The 18,954-nt window shown below is 38.8% G+C and carries 25 protein-coding genes, 1 pseudogene and 1 riboswitch; of the genes and pseudogenes, 10 read left to right on the plus strand and 16 right to left on the minus strand.

The window, feature by feature from the left end; genetic code table 11:
* Nucleotides 1–267: 267 nt before the first annotated feature.
* Nucleotides 268–402 (minus strand): hypothetical protein, encoded by a 135-nt coding sequence (locus tag AC1DOS_RS05105; protein ID WP_477536612.1) that lies wholly within the window; start codon nt 400–402, stop codon nt 268–270.
* Between the two features lie 246 nt (nt 403–648).
* On the opposite strand from AC1DOS_RS05105, the gene corA reads away from it, so the two are divergent.
* On the plus strand, nt 649–1,611 hold the full coding sequence (corA, locus tag AC1DOS_RS05110; protein ID WP_108585923.1) for a magnesium/cobalt transporter CorA: 963 nt from the start codon (nt 649–651) through the stop codon (nt 1,609–1,611).
* A 71-nt stretch (nt 1,612–1,682) separates the two neighbouring features.
* Here corA and AC1DOS_RS05115 read toward each other — a convergent pair whose 3' ends face one another.
* Nucleotides 1,683–2,222 carry a DUF1697 domain-containing protein gene (locus tag AC1DOS_RS05115; protein WP_477536613.1) on the minus strand — a complete coding sequence of 180 codons (540 nt, stop codon included), beginning with the start codon at nt 2,220–2,222 and terminating at the stop codon, nt 1,683–1,685.
* Nucleotides 2,223–2,358: 136 nt separating this feature from the next.
* On the opposite strand from AC1DOS_RS05115, the gene AC1DOS_RS05120 reads away from it, so the two are divergent.
* Nucleotides 2,359–2,781, plus strand: coding sequence for a DUF421 domain-containing protein (locus AC1DOS_RS05120; protein ID WP_477536614.1), 423 nt, complete (start codon nt 2,359–2,361; stop codon nt 2,779–2,781).
* A 160-nt stretch (nt 2,782–2,941) separates the two neighbouring features.
* Here the strand turns inward: AC1DOS_RS05120 and AC1DOS_RS05125 are convergent, their stop codons facing one another.
* The 3 genes from AC1DOS_RS05125 to AC1DOS_RS05135 form a co-directional block, all read right to left on the minus strand.
* Entirely contained in the window at nt 2,942–3,757 is an 816-nt protein-coding gene (locus tag AC1DOS_RS05125; protein WP_146173643.1) for a VanW family protein, read from the minus strand.
* Nucleotides 3,758–4,130: 373 nt separating this feature from the next.
* Complete coding sequence (locus AC1DOS_RS05130) at nt 4,131–4,541, minus strand: pyridoxamine 5'-phosphate oxidase family protein (protein WP_108585919.1); 411 nt, start codon at nt 4,539–4,541, stop codon at nt 4,131–4,133.
* Nucleotides 4,542–4,614: 73 nt separating this feature from the next.
* Entirely contained in the window at nt 4,615–5,622 is a 1,008-nt protein-coding gene (locus AC1DOS_RS05135) for a PQQ-dependent sugar dehydrogenase (protein WP_477536615.1), read from the minus strand.
* 130 nt (nt 5,623–5,752) lie between these two features.
* Here AC1DOS_RS05135 and AC1DOS_RS05140 point away from each other — a divergent pair, with 130 nt between their 5' ends.
* On the plus strand, nt 5,753–5,932 hold the full coding sequence (locus AC1DOS_RS05140; protein WP_108585917.1) for a CsbD family protein: 180 nt from the start codon (nt 5,753–5,755) through the stop codon (nt 5,930–5,932).
* A 60-nt stretch (nt 5,933–5,992) separates the two neighbouring features.
* On the opposite strand, the gene AC1DOS_RS05145 is transcribed toward AC1DOS_RS05140, so the two are convergent.
* From AC1DOS_RS05145 to AC1DOS_RS05165, 5 genes and pseudogenes are all read right to left on the minus strand, one after another.
* Entirely contained in the window at nt 5,993–6,481 is a 489-nt protein-coding gene (locus AC1DOS_RS05145) for a GNAT family N-acetyltransferase (protein ID WP_108585916.1), read from the minus strand.
* Between the two features lie 156 nt (nt 6,482–6,637).
* Nucleotides 6,638–7,450, minus strand: coding sequence for a metallophosphoesterase (locus AC1DOS_RS05150; protein ID WP_477536616.1), 813 nt, complete (start codon nt 7,448–7,450; stop codon nt 6,638–6,640).
* Nucleotides 7,451–7,462: 12 nt separating this feature from the next.
* Complete coding sequence (locus AC1DOS_RS05155) at nt 7,463–8,080, minus strand: NAD(P)-dependent oxidoreductase (protein WP_108585914.1); 618 nt, start codon at nt 8,078–8,080, stop codon at nt 7,463–7,465.
* A 91-nt stretch (nt 8,081–8,171) separates the two neighbouring features.
* Nucleotides 8,172–8,482 (minus strand): annotated as a pseudogene (locus AC1DOS_RS05160) (DUF4385 family protein).
* A 30-nt stretch (nt 8,483–8,512) separates the two neighbouring features.
* Entirely contained in the window at nt 8,513–8,899 is a 387-nt protein-coding gene (locus AC1DOS_RS05165; RefSeq protein WP_477536617.1) for a VOC family protein, read from the minus strand.
* Nucleotides 8,900–8,989: 90 nt separating this feature from the next.
* On the opposite strand from AC1DOS_RS05165, the gene AC1DOS_RS05170 reads away from it, so the two are divergent.
* The gene (locus AC1DOS_RS05170; RefSeq protein ID WP_477536618.1) at nt 8,990–9,361 is read left to right on the plus strand and encodes a VOC family protein; all 372 of its coding nucleotides are present in this window, start codon (nt 8,990–8,992) and stop codon (nt 9,359–9,361) included.
* Between the two features lie 578 nt (nt 9,362–9,939).
* Here the strand turns inward: AC1DOS_RS05170 and AC1DOS_RS05175 are convergent.
* Nucleotides 9,940–10,653, minus strand: coding sequence for a CBS domain-containing protein (locus tag AC1DOS_RS05175; RefSeq protein ID WP_477536619.1), 714 nt, complete (start codon nt 10,651–10,653; stop codon nt 9,940–9,942).
* Nucleotides 10,654–10,742: 89 nt separating this feature from the next.
* On the opposite strand from AC1DOS_RS05175, the gene AC1DOS_RS05180 reads away from it, so the two are divergent.
* On the plus strand, nt 10,743–11,144 hold the full coding sequence (locus AC1DOS_RS05180) for an HIT family protein (protein ID WP_477536620.1): 402 nt from the start codon (nt 10,743–10,745) through the stop codon (nt 11,142–11,144).
* A gap of 206 nt (nt 11,145–11,350) precedes the next feature.
* Nucleotides 11,351–11,584: a hypothetical protein gene (locus tag AC1DOS_RS05185; protein WP_477536621.1), complete on the plus strand. Its 234-nt coding sequence runs from the start codon at nt 11,351–11,353 to the stop codon at nt 11,582–11,584.
* A gap of 54 nt (nt 11,585–11,638) precedes the next feature.
* Here AC1DOS_RS05185 and AC1DOS_RS05190 read toward each other — a convergent pair whose 3' ends face one another.
* Genes AC1DOS_RS05190 through AC1DOS_RS05210 form a run of 5 tightly spaced genes read right to left on the minus strand, consistent with a single transcriptional unit; the run spans nt 11,639 to nt 15,025 of the window.
* On the minus strand, nt 11,639–12,421 hold the full coding sequence (locus tag AC1DOS_RS05190) for an ABC transporter permease (protein WP_477536622.1): 783 nt from the start codon (nt 12,419–12,421) through the stop codon (nt 11,639–11,641).
* Nucleotides 12,418–13,320: an ABC transporter ATP-binding protein gene (locus AC1DOS_RS05195; protein WP_477536623.1), complete on the minus strand. Its 903-nt coding sequence runs from the start codon at nt 13,318–13,320 to the stop codon at nt 12,418–12,420. Before AC1DOS_RS05195 ends, AC1DOS_RS05190 begins: the two co-directional genes overlap by 4 nt.
* A complete protein-coding gene (locus AC1DOS_RS05200) occupies nt 13,317–13,517 on the minus strand; it encodes a PLD nuclease N-terminal domain-containing protein (RefSeq protein WP_477536624.1) in 201 nt (66 codons plus the stop codon). The genes AC1DOS_RS05195 and AC1DOS_RS05200 overlap by 4 nt, the downstream gene beginning before the upstream one ends.
* A 15-nt stretch (nt 13,518–13,532) precedes the next feature.
* Complete coding sequence (locus AC1DOS_RS05205; protein ID WP_477536625.1) at nt 13,533–14,639, minus strand: DUF1648 domain-containing protein; 1,107 nt, start codon at nt 14,637–14,639, stop codon at nt 13,533–13,535.
* Nucleotides 14,639–15,025, minus strand: coding sequence for a GntR family transcriptional regulator (locus AC1DOS_RS05210; protein WP_108585901.1), 387 nt, complete (start codon nt 15,023–15,025; stop codon nt 14,639–14,641). Before AC1DOS_RS05210 ends, AC1DOS_RS05205 begins: the two co-directional genes overlap by 1 nt.
* A gap of 162 nt (nt 15,026–15,187) precedes the next feature.
* Nucleotides 15,188–15,294: riboswitch (TPP riboswitch) on the plus strand.
* Between the two features lie 218 nt (nt 15,295–15,512).
* Between AC1DOS_RS05210 and AC1DOS_RS05215 the strand changes: the two genes are divergently transcribed.
* The 4 genes from AC1DOS_RS05215 to AC1DOS_RS05230 are packed head-to-tail and all read left to right on the plus strand — an operon-like array spanning nt 15,513 to nt 18,929.
* A complete protein-coding gene (locus tag AC1DOS_RS05215; protein ID WP_477536626.1) occupies nt 15,513–16,118 on the plus strand; it encodes a YkoF family thiamine/hydroxymethylpyrimidine-binding protein in 606 nt (201 codons plus the stop codon).
* A gap of 1 nt (nt 16,119) precedes the next feature.
* The gene (locus AC1DOS_RS05220) at nt 16,120–16,719 is read left to right on the plus strand and encodes an ECF transporter S component (protein WP_477536627.1); all 600 of its coding nucleotides are present in this window, start codon (nt 16,120–16,122) and stop codon (nt 16,717–16,719) included.
* Nucleotides 16,712–18,175: an ABC transporter ATP-binding protein gene (locus AC1DOS_RS05225; protein ID WP_477536628.1), complete on the plus strand. Its 1,464-nt coding sequence runs from the start codon at nt 16,712–16,714 to the stop codon at nt 18,173–18,175. Before AC1DOS_RS05220 ends, AC1DOS_RS05225 begins: the two co-directional genes overlap by 8 nt.
* Complete coding sequence (locus AC1DOS_RS05230; protein WP_477536629.1) at nt 18,168–18,929, plus strand: energy-coupling factor transporter transmembrane component T family protein; 762 nt, start codon at nt 18,168–18,170, stop codon at nt 18,927–18,929. Before AC1DOS_RS05225 ends, AC1DOS_RS05230 begins: the two co-directional genes overlap by 8 nt.
* Nucleotides 18,930–18,954: the final 25 nt, after the last annotated feature.

Raw genomic sequence — 18,954 nt, forward strand, 5'->3', positions numbered from 1 at the left:
AGTATTTTCAGGTGAGTATTTTCAGGTGCATATCCTGATGCCCCACGATGCGCTACATTATCCACTTTCCTTACTTCTCCTGTTGTCTCTTGAGCAAAAGCCTGTGTGAACGGACTAAATAACAAGATTAAAGAAAATCCTGTACCCAATAACATTTTTTTATTCACTGTCAACATCTCCTATTCTATTATGTTTGTATTGTTACTAATGTTTAATTTAACAAAGCTTTTCCAATGATAAGGAAGAGTTTATTGAGAAAACCTACTTTCACCTTGCCTTAATAGGTATCCCTTGGCGCTTCTGAAATGGTAACCTCACTATGGTTCCAGCAACTCCACCGATTGCTAAAAATGAAAGGATAGCGATAGGAAGAGCTTTCTTTTTCAACTGTGTTTGATCCATGTCGGGCCTCCTCATATTTGAACTTGCACTGTTAGTGTAGTTGTTGAATATGAAGCGGATATGAATAGTATGTTAAGACATTATTTAGAATAATTTTCCCACGTTTACAATTCATGGTTTGGATTCGATTGTTCTATCGGTGACGGTCGATTCTGTTTTCTACATAAACCTTGGCTCAAACACAAGCTCTTCGTAAAATCGTGGTAAACTACTACTAGTATTTATCGTTTGAAACGAGGGTTTTGTATGATTCGAACATTTGGTGTTACGGCTGATAGCCAATTAGAAGTGGATTTTCCATTAGAAGATCTTAATAAAAAATCATTTGACTGGTATTGGGTCGATTTTGATAAGCCATCTGCTGAAGAATGGGCGCTGCTAGATTCATTCTTTCACTTCCATCCACTTGCGATAGAAGATTGTTTGCATCGTTTGCAAAGACCAAAAGTAGATTATTACGATGGTTATCAGTTTTTCGTCGTACATACCATGAATGAAGAAACGCTTGAGGCAGAGGAATTAGATTTATTCATTGGGAAAAATTTTGTCGTTACATTTCACAATACTTCCGTTCATGAGTTGGATATAGTCCGTGAAAAACTACAACGGGATGCTAAGTTTTGGGAGCGCGGAGCGATTTACGCGATGTATCAAATTCTCGATAAAGTGGTCGATTCTTACTTTCCACTTGTCTATAAGATTGAAGATCATTTAAATGAAATTGAAGATCAGATGACATTTGATATGAAACACTTTTCTATGGATACTGTATTTGAAATGCGTAGCGATTTGTTGTGGTTACGTCGGACGATCTTACCGATGCGTGATTTAATGTATCGTGTATTGAACTCGAGTCGTTTTGACCTTCAACAGCATGAGTATACTTACTTTGCCGATATTTCCGATCATCTTGTTAAGCTTACGGAAATTGTTGAGTCAAACCGTGAACTGACGGCGGATATTCGCGACAGCTATATGGCAATGAACTCGAACCGTATGAACCGAATTATGATGATTTTAACGATTGTGTCTTCGATTTTCATTCCACTTACATTCATTGCGGGTGTATACGGGATGAATTTTGAAAACATGCCAGAACTCGAGATGAAATATGGCTACTTTATTGCACTTGGTGCCATGATACTAATTGGATTGTCTATGTTGGCTTGGTTCAAACACAAAGGTTGGATGAGTTTATTTAAACAATAAAGAACAGTACGAGCTAGACAAAAAAAAGACCACTATCTGCATTGGCAGATAGTGGTCTTTCGCTTTATATTTCACTCCATTGCTTTCGTCATTGTTGCAAGTTTCATGGTGGTTTTCCAGTTCCGTATTGTTGCTGAAACCCCTAACTTTTGAAGTTGGAGTGGCAGCTTAGAATCTCGAAAGCTTCTACGTAAAAATAGGTAAATCTCTTTTCCCTGAACATGGTATTGATCTACATCACGTTGGAACTTCTGTAGTTTGTTAAGCGCTTCTTGTGAGGGTATTTCTGACAATAAAGTTAGATGGACACTTTCCCCTTCCAATAGTGTTTCTACTGGGTAAGGACAATTATCGATAATCTGATCCCATTCCTTAGACGTTCTCAAGATAACAGGAACCGGAAAACCGAACGTGGTATCGATTTGTTGCTCGATTTGTTGGCATAGTTTATCTGCTTCCTCGTTTGATTCAAATACGACATTACCACTTTGAATATAAGTTTTTACTTTGCTTAAGCCCATAGTTTCTAACAGCTGTTTCAAGTCTGCCATTTTGATTATTTTGTGTCCTCCTACATTAATTCCTCTTAACAATGCTATATAGATAGTCATTTTTTCCCTCAAATCATGTTTTTTTTCTTTCAAATAAATACTTACGTAAGACATGGTTAAACTAAATTAAGTTTCCGGATCACAAGGATATTAAGACATTCTTTCTGATTTACAAAATGTTAGGATGTGAAAACTCATGGATTTTTTTCATAGTCAAGAATCACTTACTTCTTTACAGTGGATTTTGAGAGCAATTATTGCCTTTTTCTTTCTCATAATTGTAGCTAAAATAATGGGCCATCGATCCATATCTCAGTTAGGGTTGCTCGATTTTATTATGGTTATTTCAATTGGTAATATTATTGCCCATCCTTTGTCAGATGAAAGTCTAGGATTACGTGGATCTTTAATAACAATGACTTCACTAGTCATTTTATATCTAATTGGTATCTTTCTAACCTTAAAATCAGTTAAGCTAAGAAATTTACTGGATCCCACGCCCATTCCTCTTATTAAAAATGGACAAATCATCTATAAGAGTTTACCTAAAGCACGGATTTCTATTGATGTTCTATTATCAGAAATGAGAAAAGGTCAAATTGAAGAAGGGCAAAATTGATGTCAAAGAACTTTCTACCCTCGGTAAAGACAAAAAGTGGGTTACAGGAAAAATTAAAACGACCTTTAATTTGGATGTAAATGAAATTTTGTTAGCCACTATCGACAAGAATGAAAGTATCAAAATAATTTTGTACAAATAAATGACTCTCTTTTTCACCTTATCCTCCTGTTAAGAAAGGTTCGTACATGGTAATGGCATGGTTTTCAGTAATAAACTCATCATCGATACACTCATTACTCCTATTATAGATTTCTCTGTGAAGGGTATTGTGTCGAACATATCCTCCCCATTGCTCAAGGGTAAACTGATGTTCTTTTTCATACACTTTATACGTGTTAGTCGGTATGTTTAATGATCTCCATTCACCTACCAAGGATACATCTGTTAAATAAATAACGAGCTGATAAGGTTCCTTGGTTTCATTTTTTATTTGAAGGTCTAAGTAGTTATAGGCACAAGTTGCACCGCTGCCAAAAGGTTGACTTCGTTTAGAATCTGGAAAGACATCGTAGCTATGACGGTATCTTTCCGTTACCGTAAGAGGCGTATGTAGGGTCATCCAGTAAATTAAGTTTGATAATTGGCATAGCCCTCCTCCAACTCCGGTTCGGACTTTTCCATAATGCAAAATCATTCCGTCTACATAGCCTTTTCTTTTAGTTGTCGCACCAATGGTCTTCCAATATGAAAAGGTTTCACCTGGTTGAATTACGATACGGTTAATCTTTTTGACAGCAATTTTCAAATTCGTTACTTTGTTGTATTGCATCTGCATGTCGACATCTTTTAATTGACGCAGTAATGGAGTTTTATGCTTAAAGATAACATGTTCTAACTTTACTTCCCCTTTATTTTTCGCATATTTTTTCTCATCGAATACCCATTCAGTATAACGTTTCAGTCGGTAGGCTTTCTTTCCTAAAAAGATTCGGAAACTACTTCTTTTAATTGGTTTTAATGAATTCACATGAATACTCCTTTGAAAATGATTATAGGTAACACCTTCGATATATTTATTCCTAAATATGGTATTCGAGATATTTTTGATTATACCTTCTCTTTAATTTGCAGAAAATTGATGCGTGAACATTATGTGTGCATTCCAAAGGATTTCTGTCCGTTCCCCTGGAGACGAACATTTCATCCTCTCCAGAAACACAAAAAAACTCACTCTCAATAGAGAGCGAGTTTTTCTAAAAGAAATAGCATAAAGGTTCTGTCAACGTTATCTGTCTAGCTCCAAGCGCCAGCACGCGGGCCCCATTATGGGTCAGAAAGGCGAAATCTTCGCCTTTCATCATTCCAGCGCCGGTGTAGAGCTAACAAGGCGCTTTACGCTTTTCTTTCTAAAATTCGATTGTTTCAGGTGGTTGACCACTTTTATTCATCAGTCGTACAGATGAGGGTTTGACTACCAGAATCACTAAGTTTGGATCGTTTGGTCCTTCAAACCAATTCTTCATATGGTCATTCCAAATTTTTTCTTTTAAGCTTTCGTCTGTGCTTTCACTGACTTGGCCTTCAATTTCTATGAATGCATCGCCAAATCCTTCACCTTCATAGCCAATTAAAATATGGGTGTATGGGTTTGCTTCAATGTCTTCTACTTTATGCGTGTTTTTATTAGTTGGCGTGTAAAGTGTGAAATTTTCATTATAGAACGTCATATATCGTGAATGCGGTTTGTTGCTCTTAACTGTTGCCATTGTGCCGGTGCGACTTTCGTTTAATATGTTTAATGCTTGTTCTTTACTCATTCGAAATCAGCTCCTTTGTGAAAGTATTCCTTTCACTCCCGTCACTTAAACATGCGAATGTGCTGTTATTTATCTACAATTGGTAAAGTTTATCGTCATTCTCTTCAGCAGTTCCTCGGCCGTCAAGATTATTTGAGACGAAGTATAGTTCTTCACCATTTGAAAATACATCTCGTATTCGACCGAAGCCTGTAATCTTATCCTCTAGTTCGCCAGTCTCAGAATTAACGACTAATATGCCTTCGCCACGAAGTGCGGCAACATATAACTTGCCTTTATGAAACGTCATACCAGAAGGGGCCCACGTATCATTYGCTCCTGAATGAAGCAACGGTGTTACAAACCCTTCCCGTTCTTCATTTCCTTCTATTAATGGCCACCCATAATTTTGGCCTTCTACGATTTTATTGATTTCATCTTTGGCGGATTGTCMATGTTCCGAAGCAAAAAATATTCCGTCTTCCCTCCATGCGAGGCCTTGTGGATTGCGATGACCAAGACTGACCATTTCCCATTGATTGTTGGCATTTAAACGAATGATTTTACCGTTTTTAGATTGTGGACCTTGCGCTAAATTCGGATTCGATGCATCTCCAATAGTTGCATACAGCAAACCATCCGGACCAATTTCGAGGCGCCCACCGTGATGCACATTGCCAGTCGAGATGCCGTCTAATAGGATGTCGATTTCTTTCCAGACGTTGCCTTCTAACTTCAACGTTACGATGCGGTTGAATGGACCTTTTCCGCCGTCATAATTGTAGTAGGCAAATGCCGTTTTGGTTTCCTCGAATGTCGGTGATAAGACAAAGCCCAGTAAACCAGCTTCTGCAACCTCTGCTAAAGGAGATGAAAGCTCCACTTTTTGATGTTCAACCTTGCCGTCTGTTTTTACGAAAGCAATAGTACCGACACGTTCTGATATGTAAAATTCATCACCCACTTGATTAATAGACCATGGAATTTGCAGATTAGTCGCGACTTCTTTAAAAGATTCTGGCTCAGCGGTTGCCTCTTTTTCAAGGAATCCACACCCAGCGGCTAGAAACAAGCACATTACGAGAACAAAGAATTTTTTCATGTCTGTCACCTCTCCTGCTCTTTCTTTTTATCATACAAAATATTCAAATAACTTATCTATAAATTAGAAACAACAATTTGAATGATTAATGCGATGGTGACGATTCGCAGTAAAGGCTTTACATATTCACATGACCAACGATAATGGACTTTCAGACAAATTAAAAGCAGGCGTAAACAAAGCCAAAGGTGAAGTGAAAGATCAAGTTGGAAATGCAACAGATGACAAATCCCTTCAAGCTGAAGGCAAATACGATAAAGCTAAGGGTGCTGTAGAAGAAAAAATTGGTGAAGCAAAAGATCGTCACTGACTATCAGAATAAAAAAACAGTTGCTCTCTTTACTTGAGAGCAACTGTTTTTTGTTGAAATTTAATTATCCTCACTTGGTACATATAAATGAAGAGCATACTGCTGACCTTTTGGCCCCATATAACGACGTCCTTCATCTGTAAAACCGGCTTTCAAATAAACGTGTCTAGCTGTTTCATTGAGCTCGTTTACACCCAGCACCACTTCATCGAATTGAGGAAAGTGTTGGAGAATAAAAGAAGGTAGCTCAAGGATTGCCTCTGCCGCAACACCTTGTCCTTGGAAATCCGGATGAATGGAAAAGCCTCTCAAGAGAACAGAATTTGGATTTTCACTATACGAGTAACGATCATCACTGACGTCTAGTACAAAGAAACCTGCGATTGAATTGCGAGATAAAATTGTGACCGGCGTTCTCGAATGACCATCATGTTTCAGCAATTCTAATGGATGTTCAGTGTACTCAAGTTGTTCTGGTGTTAATGGATAAAATTGCAATGCTTGCTGATGATCAGGTTGGTATGGACTTAATGTAACTGAGTTTGACAATGAGTTCTCTCCTTTGAGTTGTTGATTCATATGTTATTTAATCGGCTATCCTGTAAGTGTTTTGAAAATCTTGAATTTGGTTCGATAAATAGTTATTCGTCCCTATTAATTATATTTCAGTCCGTAGTTTATGGATTTCTAATAGCTCTCTCTTGTTTAGTTTGATTTCAACGTGACCACGACAATTTCTGGCAAGTTGAATAAACGCATTGGAATGATACTGTTCCCAAGACCGCGACTAACCACAAGTTTCTTTTGATCCTGTTCATGAATGCCAGCTGTGTATTTCGGAAAATAACCTTGGCCAGGAGCAACAAGTCCACCCATTCCTGGTATACGAAACTGTCCACCATGAGCATGGCCTGAAAATGTCACATCTATCCCTGCATCTACATAGGCTTGAAAGTCTTCTGGTCGATGAGCAAGAAGAACGGTAAACGCGTCGCTTGGCACACGTGAATCGGCAATCATTTGAGAAGCAACTTTTCCCATTAATGGATCTTCGATACCTGTTAAAGAAATGGCTTCTCCAGAACGCTCAAGTTTTAATGTTTCATTAGATAGAACTCGAACTCCACGATCGGTTAATTCTTCTTTAATTCGATCAACATCATTTGTAGCTACTTCATGATTCCCCGTAACATAATAAACATCAGCGATTTTCACAATTTGATCAATGAGATCCAAACTGTTTTGTAAATTGTATCGATTGCTATCTATGATATCTCCTGTGATTACGATTGTATCCGGCTTCGTTTGCTGAATTTTTTTAACCAAACGCTGTTGGTTTGCACCAAATGTGGCATCATGTAAATCCGACACTTGAACAATTCGATATCCATCAAAAGATGTTGGAATTTCGGATGATTGAATGGTGTGGTTAGAGACTGTAAGCCAGTTATTATTGACGTAAAAAAAGACTACTAAACAAGCAATAATCAATACGTATTTCACTAATTTCCTGAACATATGTGACTCCTTTTAATATGCAATCCCTACTCGCGATGCAACAAACTGCGGATTTAGCAATTCTTTATAAGCAAAAAATGCTGTATCACCTACTGATATTTCTGCGCCATCTTGAGGTAAAAAGTTGCGCTCTGTTCGCCATTCCCCTGTCGCATCGCCATCTGGCAAGTAAGTTGGACACACAATCGTCCACTCTAAATTTGTAGCAGCGAGCAGTTCAAAAACCTTAGCATGTTCTTCAGCAGCAAACGTTAAGCGACGTTTCGATTCTGTTGATTGAAAACGATATAGTTCCGAATTAGTACGACTTTGCAAAATTCCTGCCGTACCGATTGTAACAATGCGTTTAACTTCTCCCTTACTCATAGCTTCTATAATTAGTGGAATCGCTTCAGTTAATGTTGTTGTTTTATCAGTACCGATTGCACTGAATACAGCATCCGCACCCTCAATTGCTTTATTTACAAGTGAAAAATCGCGAATGTCACCTTCTAGAATCGTTAAGTTTTCATGGGGTGTTAATTTTGATGGTGTACGCACAAGTGCCGTCACGTGAAGTCCATCTTTAAGTGCACGTTTTAAAACATCATTTCCTACTCGCCCTGTTGCACCGAAAATCGTTATGTTCATGGAGATTCCCCCTAGTTTATTTATTAAGCATAAAGTAAATCCTTCTATCTGGCTAACAGTAACCATGATGTTGTAACGCCAGCCAAAGTTATTAGCCAAATTCTTTTTGATGTTTCTTTCTTCGTTTCAAATAGTCTTCATCTTCATGAATTTGGTCCCATTTCTTTTTGAAGATGCGGCCGATTTCGCTTTTACAGGATCTATGTCGCGTTCCTTAGTTAACCCGTCTTCGTTGTATTTTCGACCACCCTTATAATTGGTGTATCGACGGGCATAAATTTTCGTGCCATATCCATTCCCACGAAATCGTCTTTTGTCCGATAATCCGCGACCTACTCGGTACAATTCAGGTTGTTTCCGAAAGTCCAGGTTGTCAAAATCCAAATCATAATCAAATGGCATTGCCCTCAGCCCTTTTACTACCCATACCCGTTATTCAGGTGCCACAATCTCCAATTTGATACGATCTGGATCTTCAAAAAACACCGCATATGTCTGATTTCCTCCAGCATACGGATGGCGATCTTTATATAATATCGTTGTTCCTCGACTAATTAATTTTTCCGTTAAATCGTCTATTTGTTTACGGGACTTACCCTGAAACGCTAAGTGATTCAAGCCTGTACGTCCTCGATGATACGCAGTTTCGGCATGCTTTTCTTCAGTTTGAACAAACACTAGATAGGTGGCATCGTATTTATAACTAAAGCCTTTTCCCCATTCTTGATAAAGGGTATAGCCCAATTTCGGTAATAAAAAATCATAAAAGTCTCTTGATTCCTTTAAATCTGAAACGTTCATTTCAACGTGATGTAACATACGTATCCCCCTTTTTTTACTAGGATACCATAGCAGGAGTTCCAAACTTTTTGTCGAAAGAAGAATAGTGAGAAATTGGAGGGTATATAAATGAAGAATTTAGCAATTGAGTCAATTGGGCAAATTGCGGTGAATGTAAAAGATGTAACTCGAGCAGTGGCTTTTTACAAAGATGTAATCGGTTTGCCTTTACTGTTTGAATCAAATGGATTAGCCTTTTTTCAATGCGGAGAAACACGATTACTTTTGAGTCTGCCAGAAAAAGAAGAGTTCAATCATCCAAGCTCAGTCCTATATTTCAAAACAGACAACCTTTCAACCACTGTAATGTCTATGCAGGAAGCAGGAGCAGAATTTATTGATGAACCACATATGGTTGGCAAAATGGGCGACATAGAAATCTGGATGGCCTTTTTCAAAGATGGCGAAGGCAATACTCACGCCGTTATGAGTGAAGTATAGTGCATACGGAAAACCTTCTGACGAAAAGGAAGGTTTTTTTCTTTTAACGAGAAGGCGCAGTCCTTCTCCAAATTAGGTTTATTTGATATGGTGTTTTTGACCTCTCATGGGTAGTTTTCGACCACTCAGATGAAGTTTTCGACCACCCATAAGCTGTTTCCATCCACTCATTGTTACTTTTTATCCATTCCGCAATTTTCACTCTCGAAATACCATTTTATATTTTGTCTTTTTCCCTGTCCCCTCTACTCTCAGATTCATTTCTTTTAAGACTCTATAAACCAACTGATAACTCTGAACGTTTAAGAATCATCTCATCACCTCATTTGCATGTTAACACACGAAAATTCAGGCTTTTTTTCATATAGTTTAATTGTCCTATAAAAACAGCAGAAAATGAAATTATCAGAGGCACATAAGTGGCCAAAATAAAATTTTGAGCTATTTTAAGTTTTTCTTTCCAAATGAATGAAAGGCAAAGGGACTAGTCTTATTCTTGCAAAGTTTAATATAAAAAAAGAGGCATCTCGATTTGAGATTCCCCTTTTAGATGCGGCCAGTTCGATTCACAAGAATTTTCATGCTTCAATTTTAATCAAATCCAGTGGAGTAACAATGCCAACCAAGCCTTTATCATCCGTAATCAGTAATGCCTCTAAGCGTCTTCCTTTTGATATTGCTTCTTTAAATAATTCTTCAGCTTCAAAAATAGACATTTCACGTGGTACGAATAGATGATTTTCTTTCTTTTTTTCATGTTGAAGAGTTGATTCGACAGTCATTTCCCAGGAAATATCTTCTTTTTCATGATTTGCTAACCAAAACATTATGCCTACTGCTGTTAAAAGTCCTACGAAAACATTGCCATCATATACGGGGATTTGAGTGAATTGTTTCTCTCGAATCAACTTTAATGCATCCCTTAACGTGTCCTTCGCTTGAAGAATACTGACATTACGCTCAAACATTTGACCAACAGTTATAGGTTTAGCTAAAGCTTCATCAATTGTTTCCAGCGCTAAGACAATTTCATCATGTGGTTCTGCAATTGCATACTCTGTAGACGTCTTATGATGCACAATCGCGTTTCGTAACGTCGTATATTCTCTCAAATCTTCTTCATACTTACGAACAATTGCATTCTTACGTTTCGATAACTCAACTAATTTAAAAAATGATAAATGATCGTTTGTACCAATAATGTCTTTCATCGATTGTTCAATACGGTGAAAAGCCGTTAGAAAGCGTTCAGAGTTTCGAACCGCTTGCTCGACCTGCTGCTGTTTTTCCATTTTGCATTCCTCCCGTTCATCACTCATTCTACATAGCTTGCTTCATAACCTTTCAATTTTATACAATTAAAAGAAAAAGAGGTGATCCATTGGAAAAAGTAACATGTCCTTTTTGCGAACCTCAACAAGATTCTGATCAACGCATTGTCTTCGAAAATGAATATTGTCTGTATTTACAACATCCGAGTCACCAAACTGTTTTAGAAGGCAGTGGACTCATCGTCCCCAAAATTCATCGACCAACAGTTTTTGATTTAACTCCCGAAGAGTGGGCAGCTACATACGAATTAATGCAACAAGTGAAAGCATATGCGGACGAAAATTATGCACCCGACGGCTATACACTTGGATGGAATGTCGGTGAAGCATCGAATCAATCAATCCAACATGCGCATTTTCACATCCTCCCTCGTTTTGCAGATGAACCTTATGCAGGAAAAGGAATCCGCGCGTGGTTCAAATCAGAAGAAAACCGTAGACCTGGAAGATAAATTTGGTGAAATCTTACCGAATGGATGAAAACGGACTTTAAATGGTTGAAAACACCATCCGAATGGTCGAAATCCTCACTACATCATTTAAAGAGATGAGAAAACGAAATATTTAAACCAGGTTTCATCTTAAAATACATATTTCACTGCTGCATGTGCAACCTAATCGTGAAGACAAATTTGGTTGTTACAGGAGGTAAAATATTTTGTATATGAAATCTTTATTATTCGTCATTTTGACTATATTTATGCTCGCAGGGTGTGGCAATAATAATAATGGCGAATCCATTGGAACTCAACAAAATCAAAGTGGTCAAGAAGAAAAATTCCTTCCTGAAGGTGTTGATGATGCGGTTCCGTCAGATGGAAATGATTCGGATATGGGAACTGAATCAAAAGATACAAATGCACCTGATACTGAAAATAAAGACTCCCAGTAATTAATGGTTTTCAAAAGAAAATCCCCCTCCGATTGGAGAGGGATTTTCTTCTATTTAAATTTTAGTTTTCGAAGCATTTCGTTTTGACATCCACACTCCAAAAACGACTAACCCCACTATAGCAATTAGCGTAACCACGATACTCCACCAAAAATTAGTTGCATCTGGAGAGCCAGTCAACCACTGTGTTGCATATATGGCTAATTTCCATGGTGAAATTGTCCAATATGCTCCTAGCAATGAGTCAACAATTTGTACAAGTAACACTAACAACAGCGATACTGTAGCTGCTGCACCAGTAGGCAACCAAGCACTCATGGCCACTACTATTGTTACGACGAATAAAATCCACACACTGTAAGTCCCAGCAAACGCGAAGAAATCCGCGGTATCTACTTTTCCAAATAACAACTCTGTGTAATACCAAGTCGTCAACAACCCCAGCCATACACTAACTAATGCAATTATTCCGATGACTTTCCACTTGCTTAAAAAGTAGCTGAGATAAGAAATTGGTCGAACGTAAATGAGCGTTCCTGTTCCATTTTTTCGTTCACGAGAAATGGTGCCCGCAAATCCTAATATCAAGACCAACATCCCGAAAAATTGATATTGACCCATTGTAGCCATGATTACTTGAGCGGCTGTAAACTCTGGTAATGAGAACACAGCATCTTCCGGAAGATTGCCTACTGCTTCTAAAATTTGGGGTAAGTAATAACTAGTAAGTGGCTCAGACAATCCGAAGAATATAAAGACAAGCGGGATCCACAGGATTTTAAAGTTGCGTGTATTTTCTCGCCACTCTTTTTGAAACAGTACGATTAGATTCTTCATTCTTGTCCCGCCACCTTCATAAATATTTCTTCCAAGCTCGAGGTTTGGCGCTCTACTTTTCGAATACTGAGACCACTATTGGATAGATAACCTAACACTGCATTCATTTCTGGCAGCTCATTGTCCAAATCAATAAAAGCAAATATTTCTTCATAACTAACTTTCCATGGAGACCTCGCCGCAAAAGTGAGCGCATCTTGTGCACTAGCAAACTCCACACGATAACGAGGAGAATCATATTTTGTTTTTACATCACTTAGGGATCCTTGTTCTACCAATTCACCTTTTCGTAAAAACAATAATTGATTCGTCATTTCTTCAGCATCGTTTAAGATATGAGTCGAGTATAAAATCGTCATGTTTTGTTGCAAGCTTTTTAATAAATTCATGATTTCACGTCTTCCGACTGGATCGAGTGCTGATACTGGTTCATCTAACAATAAAATTTTTGGCTTGTGAACTATAGCCTGTGCTAAGCCAAGTCGCTGCTTCATCCCGCCTGAAAAAGCACCTGTTTTTTTCCGTAAAGCTTCCCCAAGTCCAACGAACTCAAGGGTTTTTTGTGCTTCTATCTTTGTGTGACGACTATCCATTCCACTTAATCGAGCAGCCATTTCGGTAAACTCCAAAGCCGTCATCCAAGAGAAAAACTGAGGATATTGTGGTAGAAATCCAATATGTTTTCTTATATCCGCATGTTTTTCACCATTAAACGAGATCATCCCATCAGTCGGTTGCAGTAATCCTGCTAACATGGATAATGTGGTTGTTTTGCCTGAACCATTTGGGCCGATTAAAGCAGTTGATGTCCCTTCAATCAGTGAAAAACTCACTTTATTTACTGCTTGTTCTGAACCGTATATTTTCGTTAAATTGGTCGTTTCTAAAATTGCCGTCATCCTTGTTTCCTCCCGATGATGAAATACGTTATGGGCCCGAAAAGACTAAAGAAAATAATGACTAATGCCCAAACCCACTTAGGTCCGTTTGTTTCAGATATTTTTGATAAATCAATAAGTGCAATAATTAGTAATAAAAGTTGAATAATAAATATCGGTGCGATAATACCCCATGGAATCCCTTCTAGAAAATCCATTTCTAACACTCCTTTTTAAAGTAATGTTGATATCAAAAATATACTGACAAATAACAAGACAAGGAAAATCCAACTACCTTTATGCCCCATATTTACGGTCCAACCAATACCAAATCGCTTTTCAACGAGAATGCTAGGATCGTTTTTATTTACATAAAATAGACCCAACTTCCAGTATTGATCATCGTCCATATCGATGACATTTTCAGGATTCATTTCATGTTCTGAAACAGTAATTCTTGTTCCGCTTTGCCCTACTTTTACAGTGTAGTACAGAACCGATCCAAGAATGACAACTAGAAAACCTAGTGTAAATCCTAATGTAAGACTGGTAGACATGATTTCAGGGTAGATGATTGTCAGCTGTAAGTACCCCATCAGCAACGTTACGGTAATTGTCACGACAAATAATAACCAACTTGAATATTTTCGAAACGCGAGTTGTTGCTCACGTGAACGTTTCTTGTGGCGAACTTGAATCTTCGCTCCTGATTGTTTCATCGCTCCATTGAAAAACAGTAGCATCCCTTGGAGTACGAGTGTCATGATAGGTAAAGCACTCACCGAAACCCAACTTTTTTCTGCGAATGCATCTGCTTCGCCACTTGGTCCCCAATGTGTTGGAATCTGGTTGGATAACGTATCGTATTGACTTAACCCTAAAATCCCTAAACCAAGAGTTATAATCATAGGAATTATAAAGTAGATACTCGGTAACAACTTAAGCTGTTCACGAAATTGTAAGTCGACTACTTTTCGCTCACTCTGCCCAGCAGTCCACTTTTCATTTTTCTTCCAATTAGCTAAAGCAATATGGTTTTTTGCATAAAGTCCCATTGAGAAGATTAGTGCCACTATTTGAGCAACCATTCCAACATAGACCATTTGCTCCTGACTGGGACGAAACGTCCATAGCCATCCGATAAAAACCGCGAGGATAACAATCCCACTCGCTAATATGGCTTTTGTATAGCCATTTTTCATGTGTTCTATTCGTTTGTCTTTGACATGAGTATCCGGGATGTAGATACCAAATGCCTCACTTTCTTTTAAAAACTTTGGTAAGAAAGCTTGAATGGCAATAATAAAAATTAAAATGATAATAAAAATAATTGCGGCCATCACATTTCCTCCTTCAAATCTAAACTTATTTCTTGTATTAACAACTCAATTTCTGCTTGGGACAATTGTAGACAAAGTGCCTCTGCAATAATTGGACGTAATTCTTTTTTCAAACGAAGTCGATCTAGTTCAGATGCTTTCCGAACCCCGTTTTCATGAATGAATACGCCTTTTTTCTGTACAATTTGTATAAATTCCTTCTCTTCTAAATAATGATACGCTTTATTTACGGTATGCATGTTCATTCCAAGGTCTGCAGCAAATGCACGGACTGACGGTAAAGAATCGCCCGGTTTCAAGCTACCTTTTGCAACACTTTCAATAATTTGCTGGGCCAGTTGCAAATAAATCGGCACGGCAGAATTTGCTTCAATTTCAATAAACATATGCGACCCCTTCTTGTTCTATTAATAATAGAACAGCTTTGTTATATATAATATAGAACAGATTTTATATTGTGACAAGTATAATTTTTTTACTTGGTTTACAATGTGTTTTTCGTGCGTTACAATGAAGCCGTTCTTTAACATTTAAAAAACTGCATACGACTACTGCACTAGGGGTGCTATATTTTGGCTGAGATGAGAGCATTAGCTCCGATCCCTTAACACTCGATCCAGATAATACTGGCGTGAGGAAGTGCGGCGACTTTTGCCAATTTCTATTGAGCAAAACAGCTGCATTCCACGTCGAATGCGGCTATTTTTATGTTCAAAAACGGTGACTGAGCAGAGTGGTTGACTATATTTTTCGGTGATAGACACTTTCATTTTAGAGAGACGTTTTTTTGTCTCAACTTTATCGAAGTAACTCGCACCACTTATGACGTCGTTAACTTACTCTCTAGACACCAATTAGAAGGAGGAGATGGGAATGGAACAAGGGTTTAGTTGTGGGACAAGTCCAATTGTGGGGTTAAGATTTTCGCTTCACCCAATGGCAGACAATTTTATTGAAATTATTAAAGGGGCATTGCGCGAAGCGGATACATCAAATGTGTGGATGCATACTGATGACGTCAGTACAGTCATGCGTGGCAAGCAAATTCACGTCTTTGATACAGCGAGAGCCATTGTTTTATATGCAGCGAAGACAGGAGCACATGTAGCATTTAACGGGACATTTTCGATTGGTTGTCCTGGGGATTCTGCGGGAGATGTGTATTTAGAGAAAGATGACATCTTGTTAAACGAACCTCAAATTCGGGAGATCAAACAATATGTTTCATCTCAGTTTGCGCTTTATCCTATGAATAACCCCGACTATATGCCGGTCATTTATACAGAAGTAGCTCGTGCAAAAGAACATGGTGTGTTCAATGAGTCGATGCACTATGCAAGTGGGCTCCATGGCGATATACACGAGGTTTTTACCTTCCTAGAAGAAGCATTCACTCATGCCCGTTCGGAACAACATAGACACTTAGTGATGACTGTTAACATGAGCATCAACAGCCCTTCACATAAAGGAGATGCGTAATATGTTGAAATCATGGAAACTAAAAGAAGTCGTCTTAATGTCCGTATTTGCCGTTGTTTTTGCGGTCGTGTATTTACTATTTGTCCAAGTCGGAAACATTTGGGCAGGTGTGATTGGTCCGATTGCGTATGAATGGATATTTGGAATTTGGTTTATTGTCTCGATTATCTGCACCTACATCATCCGCAAACCAGGTGCCGCTTTGTTGTCCGAAACGATGGCCGCAATGATTGAAGTGATGATTGGTAATGCAGTAGGTCCTCGATTGATTTTAACAGGACTTGTTCAGGGACTAGGAGCTGAGGCAGCATTTGCTGCGACTGGTTACAAACGTTATGACTGGTGGGTGCTTTGTTTAGCAGGTGTCGGTTCCGCAGTCTTTAGTTTTGCTTATGGCTTCTTGGTGTCTGGTTACGCAGCACTTGATCCTTCCTTGTTAGTCTTAATGTTTACGCTTCGTGTCATAAGTGGTGCTGTCATTGCTGGCTTAGGTGGCAAATATTTATCAGATGGTTTACTCGCTACTGGGGCTCTTCGTGGCTACTCCATTTCCCGTGATACAGGTAAAAATCACAAGATAAAAGGTGAGGTTATTGGTTAATACCCTCAGTAAAAAATCTCAAGTTGAAATAGTAGCTACGCCGGTAATCATTGATTTTAAAGATGTCACTTTTCAATTTCCAGAAGATGAATCGCCAGTATTTAGAAATATTTCTTTCTCCATTCAAGCTGGGGAACGTGTAGCTTTATATGGTCCTAGTGGTTGCGGGAAAAGCACTTTATTGTATTTAATGAATCGCTTGTATCCTGACAATTGCGATGGTGACCTTGAAGGTTCAATAACACTTTGGCAACGCGATGCTGCATGTTTTGCTCCTGGTGAAATCAACCACCGCGTCGCTACTGTGTTTCAAGATCCAGATACACAGTTCTGTATGCCAACAGTTGAACAGGAAATGGCTTTTACATTAGAAAACTTGCATGTAACTCGACCTGAAATGGAGCATCGCATCACGGAGACACTTGAAATGACTGGTCTTACACAATTCCGAAAAACGACCATACAAACTCTTTCTGGGGGAATGAAACAACGAGTGGCAACAGCATGTGCAATTCTTATGCAACCAGAAGTGTTATTGCTAGATGAACCGCTTGCCCACCTAGATCCGTTAACTGCAAAACACTATGTAGAGTGGCTCGATACCTTGAAATGGTCATACCCATTAACAATTGTCGCGGTCGAGCACCAACTCGATTTATGGGGAACTTTTTTTGATCGTGCTATTCACGTTCGTGCATCAGGAGACCTCCCTATAGAATTGAATCCAACAAAACCATGCATTACCTTTCCGAAACGCGTTTCGGCTATTCAACCAGAAGTGGCTTTAGAAGCAAAAAACGTACATGTACACGTGAAAGGTAAACAGTTATTGAAGGACGTTTCATTCCAATTACAACGCGGAGAAATTGCCGTACTTGCAGGTCCAAATGGCAGTGGCAAGTCCTCTCTTTTAAAAACCATATGTGGCATTTTGAAAAAATCGGATGGCACTATAAAAAGTGGCACCATGCTTCCGGGTTACGTTCCACAATCACCTGAACAGTTATTTGTCACGCAACGCGTAAAAGACGAAATCCGATTTTCAAATAACACAAAAGAAGAAGAGATTACAGACATTATGACTCGTTTACGCTTGAACGAAATTGAGCAAGCTCACCCTTTCTCGGTCAGCCATGGGCAAAAACGCCGCGTTGCGATTGGGACGATGCTTTCAGATAAAAGACCTGTACTCTTACTAGATGAACCTACATCTGGACAAGATGAAGCAGCGCTGAAAGAATTGTTTCATTTAATCAATGCTCGTGCAAAAGAAGGATTTGCTATCTTAATCGTGACACATGATATGACCTTTGCAGCAGCCATTGCAGATACCATCTTCTTACTGAACAACGGGCAATTGACTGGGCGTTTTGACAATGATGTGGTGTGGCAGCTAGCGCAGTTATTAGAAAAACATCAACTAGTGGCACCGATTGGAGTGTGTTTACATGACTAGTCGCACATGGTTACACGATATGAATCCAAGTCTAAAATTTATTATAGTTCTAGTTTCCATGTTGACTCTGGCGTGGTTTTTCAATCCATGGACCCCTTTGCTATTCTTCCTGGGGGTTATCCTGCTTCAACTGTTATTCAGTAGAGTGAATTGGAAAGTCTGGTCACTGTTCATGATTCCCATCGCCTTTACCGCTATCGGTTATTTGTGGACTACCTTACTTTTTGCGGCTGATACAAGTGGACATGTCATCTGGACTTGGGGAAAGTTTGAAGTGACAAATACTCAGTGGAATACGGCGTTATCATTATCGTTTCGTGTCTTCGCTTTCTCATCAATGTCTTTGTTATTTGCTTTGACAACAGACCCAGTCAAATTTGTGATGAGTCTTATGCAACAGTTGCGTCTGTCTCCAAAACTTGCTTATGGAGTAATGGTTGGATACCAATTTTTACCTGTTGTGAAGGATGAGTTCATTCTTATTCGCCATGCGCACCGATTACGGGGAGTTGGAGAAGAAAAGCATGTCTGGCAACGATTACTAGGTATGCGTAGATTGTTAATTCCATTACTCGCGGGAGCTGTTCGCCGTGCGGAAAGGTCTGCTTTTGCTATGGAAGCACGGGGCTTTACCGGCGAGCGACGTTCGGCGTATTACGAACCGATTTCCATAAACGCCCGTGATTGGCTACTCGCCACAATCATAATGGTGTTGTTAATAGGCAGTAGTGTAGCAGGATTTTTGTTACACTAATGCATAAAAAATCGCTCGCTGACAG

The sequence above is a fragment of the Paenisporosarcina sp. P5_A11 genome (assembly GCF_056400705.1).

Coding starts and splice junctions, on each gene's coding strand:
- AC1DOS_RS05200 (WP_477536624.1), bottom strand. CDS start 13,517: ATGGATTTTCTAGAAGGGATTCCATGGGGTATTATCGCACCGATATTT.
- AC1DOS_RS05215 (WP_477536626.1), top strand. CDS start 15,513: ATGGAACAAGGGTTTAGTTGTGGGACAAGTCCAATTGTGGGGTTAAGA.
- AC1DOS_RS05175 (WP_477536619.1), bottom strand. CDS start 10,653: ATGGAAAAACAGCAGCAGGTCGAGCAAGCGGTTCGAAACTCTGAACGC.
- AC1DOS_RS05165 (WP_477536617.1), bottom strand. CDS start 8,899: ATGTTACATCACGTTGAAATGAACGTTTCAGATTTAAAGGAATCAAGA.
- AC1DOS_RS05210 (WP_108585901.1), bottom strand. CDS start 15,025: ATGTTTATTGAAATTGAAGCAAATTCTGCCGTGCCGATTTATTTGCAA.
- AC1DOS_RS05130 (WP_108585919.1), bottom strand. CDS start 4,541: ATGAGTAAAGAACAAGCATTAAACATATTAAACGAAAGTCGCACCGGC.
- AC1DOS_RS05120 (WP_477536614.1), top strand. CDS start 2,359: ATGGATTTTTTTCATAGTCAAGAATCACTTACTTCTTTACAGTGGATT.
- AC1DOS_RS05170 (WP_477536618.1), top strand. CDS start 8,990: ATGAAGAATTTAGCAATTGAGTCAATTGGGCAAATTGCGGTGAATGTA.
- AC1DOS_RS05195 (WP_477536623.1), bottom strand. CDS start 13,320: ATGACGGCAATTTTAGAAACGACCAATTTAACGAAAATATACGGTTCA.
- AC1DOS_RS05230 (WP_477536629.1), top strand. CDS start 18,168: ATGACTAGTCGCACATGGTTACACGATATGAATCCAAGTCTAAAATTT.
- AC1DOS_RS05155 (WP_108585914.1), bottom strand. CDS start 8,080: ATGAACATAACGATTTTCGGTGCAACAGGGCGAGTAGGAAATGATGTT.
- AC1DOS_RS05140 (WP_108585917.1), top strand. CDS start 5,753: ATGACCAACGATAATGGACTTTCAGACAAATTAAAAGCAGGCGTAAAC.
- AC1DOS_RS05115 (WP_477536613.1), bottom strand. CDS start 2,222: ATGACTATCTATATAGCATTGTTAAGAGGAATTAATGTAGGAGGACAC.
- AC1DOS_RS05105 (WP_477536612.1), bottom strand. CDS start 402: ATGGATCAAACACAGTTGAAAAAGAAAGCTCTTCCTATCGCTATCCTT.
- corA (WP_108585923.1), top strand. CDS start 649: ATGATTCGAACATTTGGTGTTACGGCTGATAGCCAATTAGAAGTGGAT.
- AC1DOS_RS05220 (WP_477536627.1), top strand. CDS start 16,120: ATGTTGAAATCATGGAAACTAAAAGAAGTCGTCTTAATGTCCGTATTT.
- AC1DOS_RS05190 (WP_477536622.1), bottom strand. CDS start 12,421: ATGAAGAATCTAATCGTACTGTTTCAAAAAGAGTGGCGAGAAAATACA.
- AC1DOS_RS05205 (WP_477536625.1), bottom strand. CDS start 14,639: ATGGCCGCAATTATTTTTATTATCATTTTAATTTTTATTATTGCCATT.
- AC1DOS_RS05150 (WP_477536616.1), bottom strand. CDS start 7,450: ATGTTCAGGAAATTAGTGAAATACGTATTGATTATTGCTTGTTTAGTA.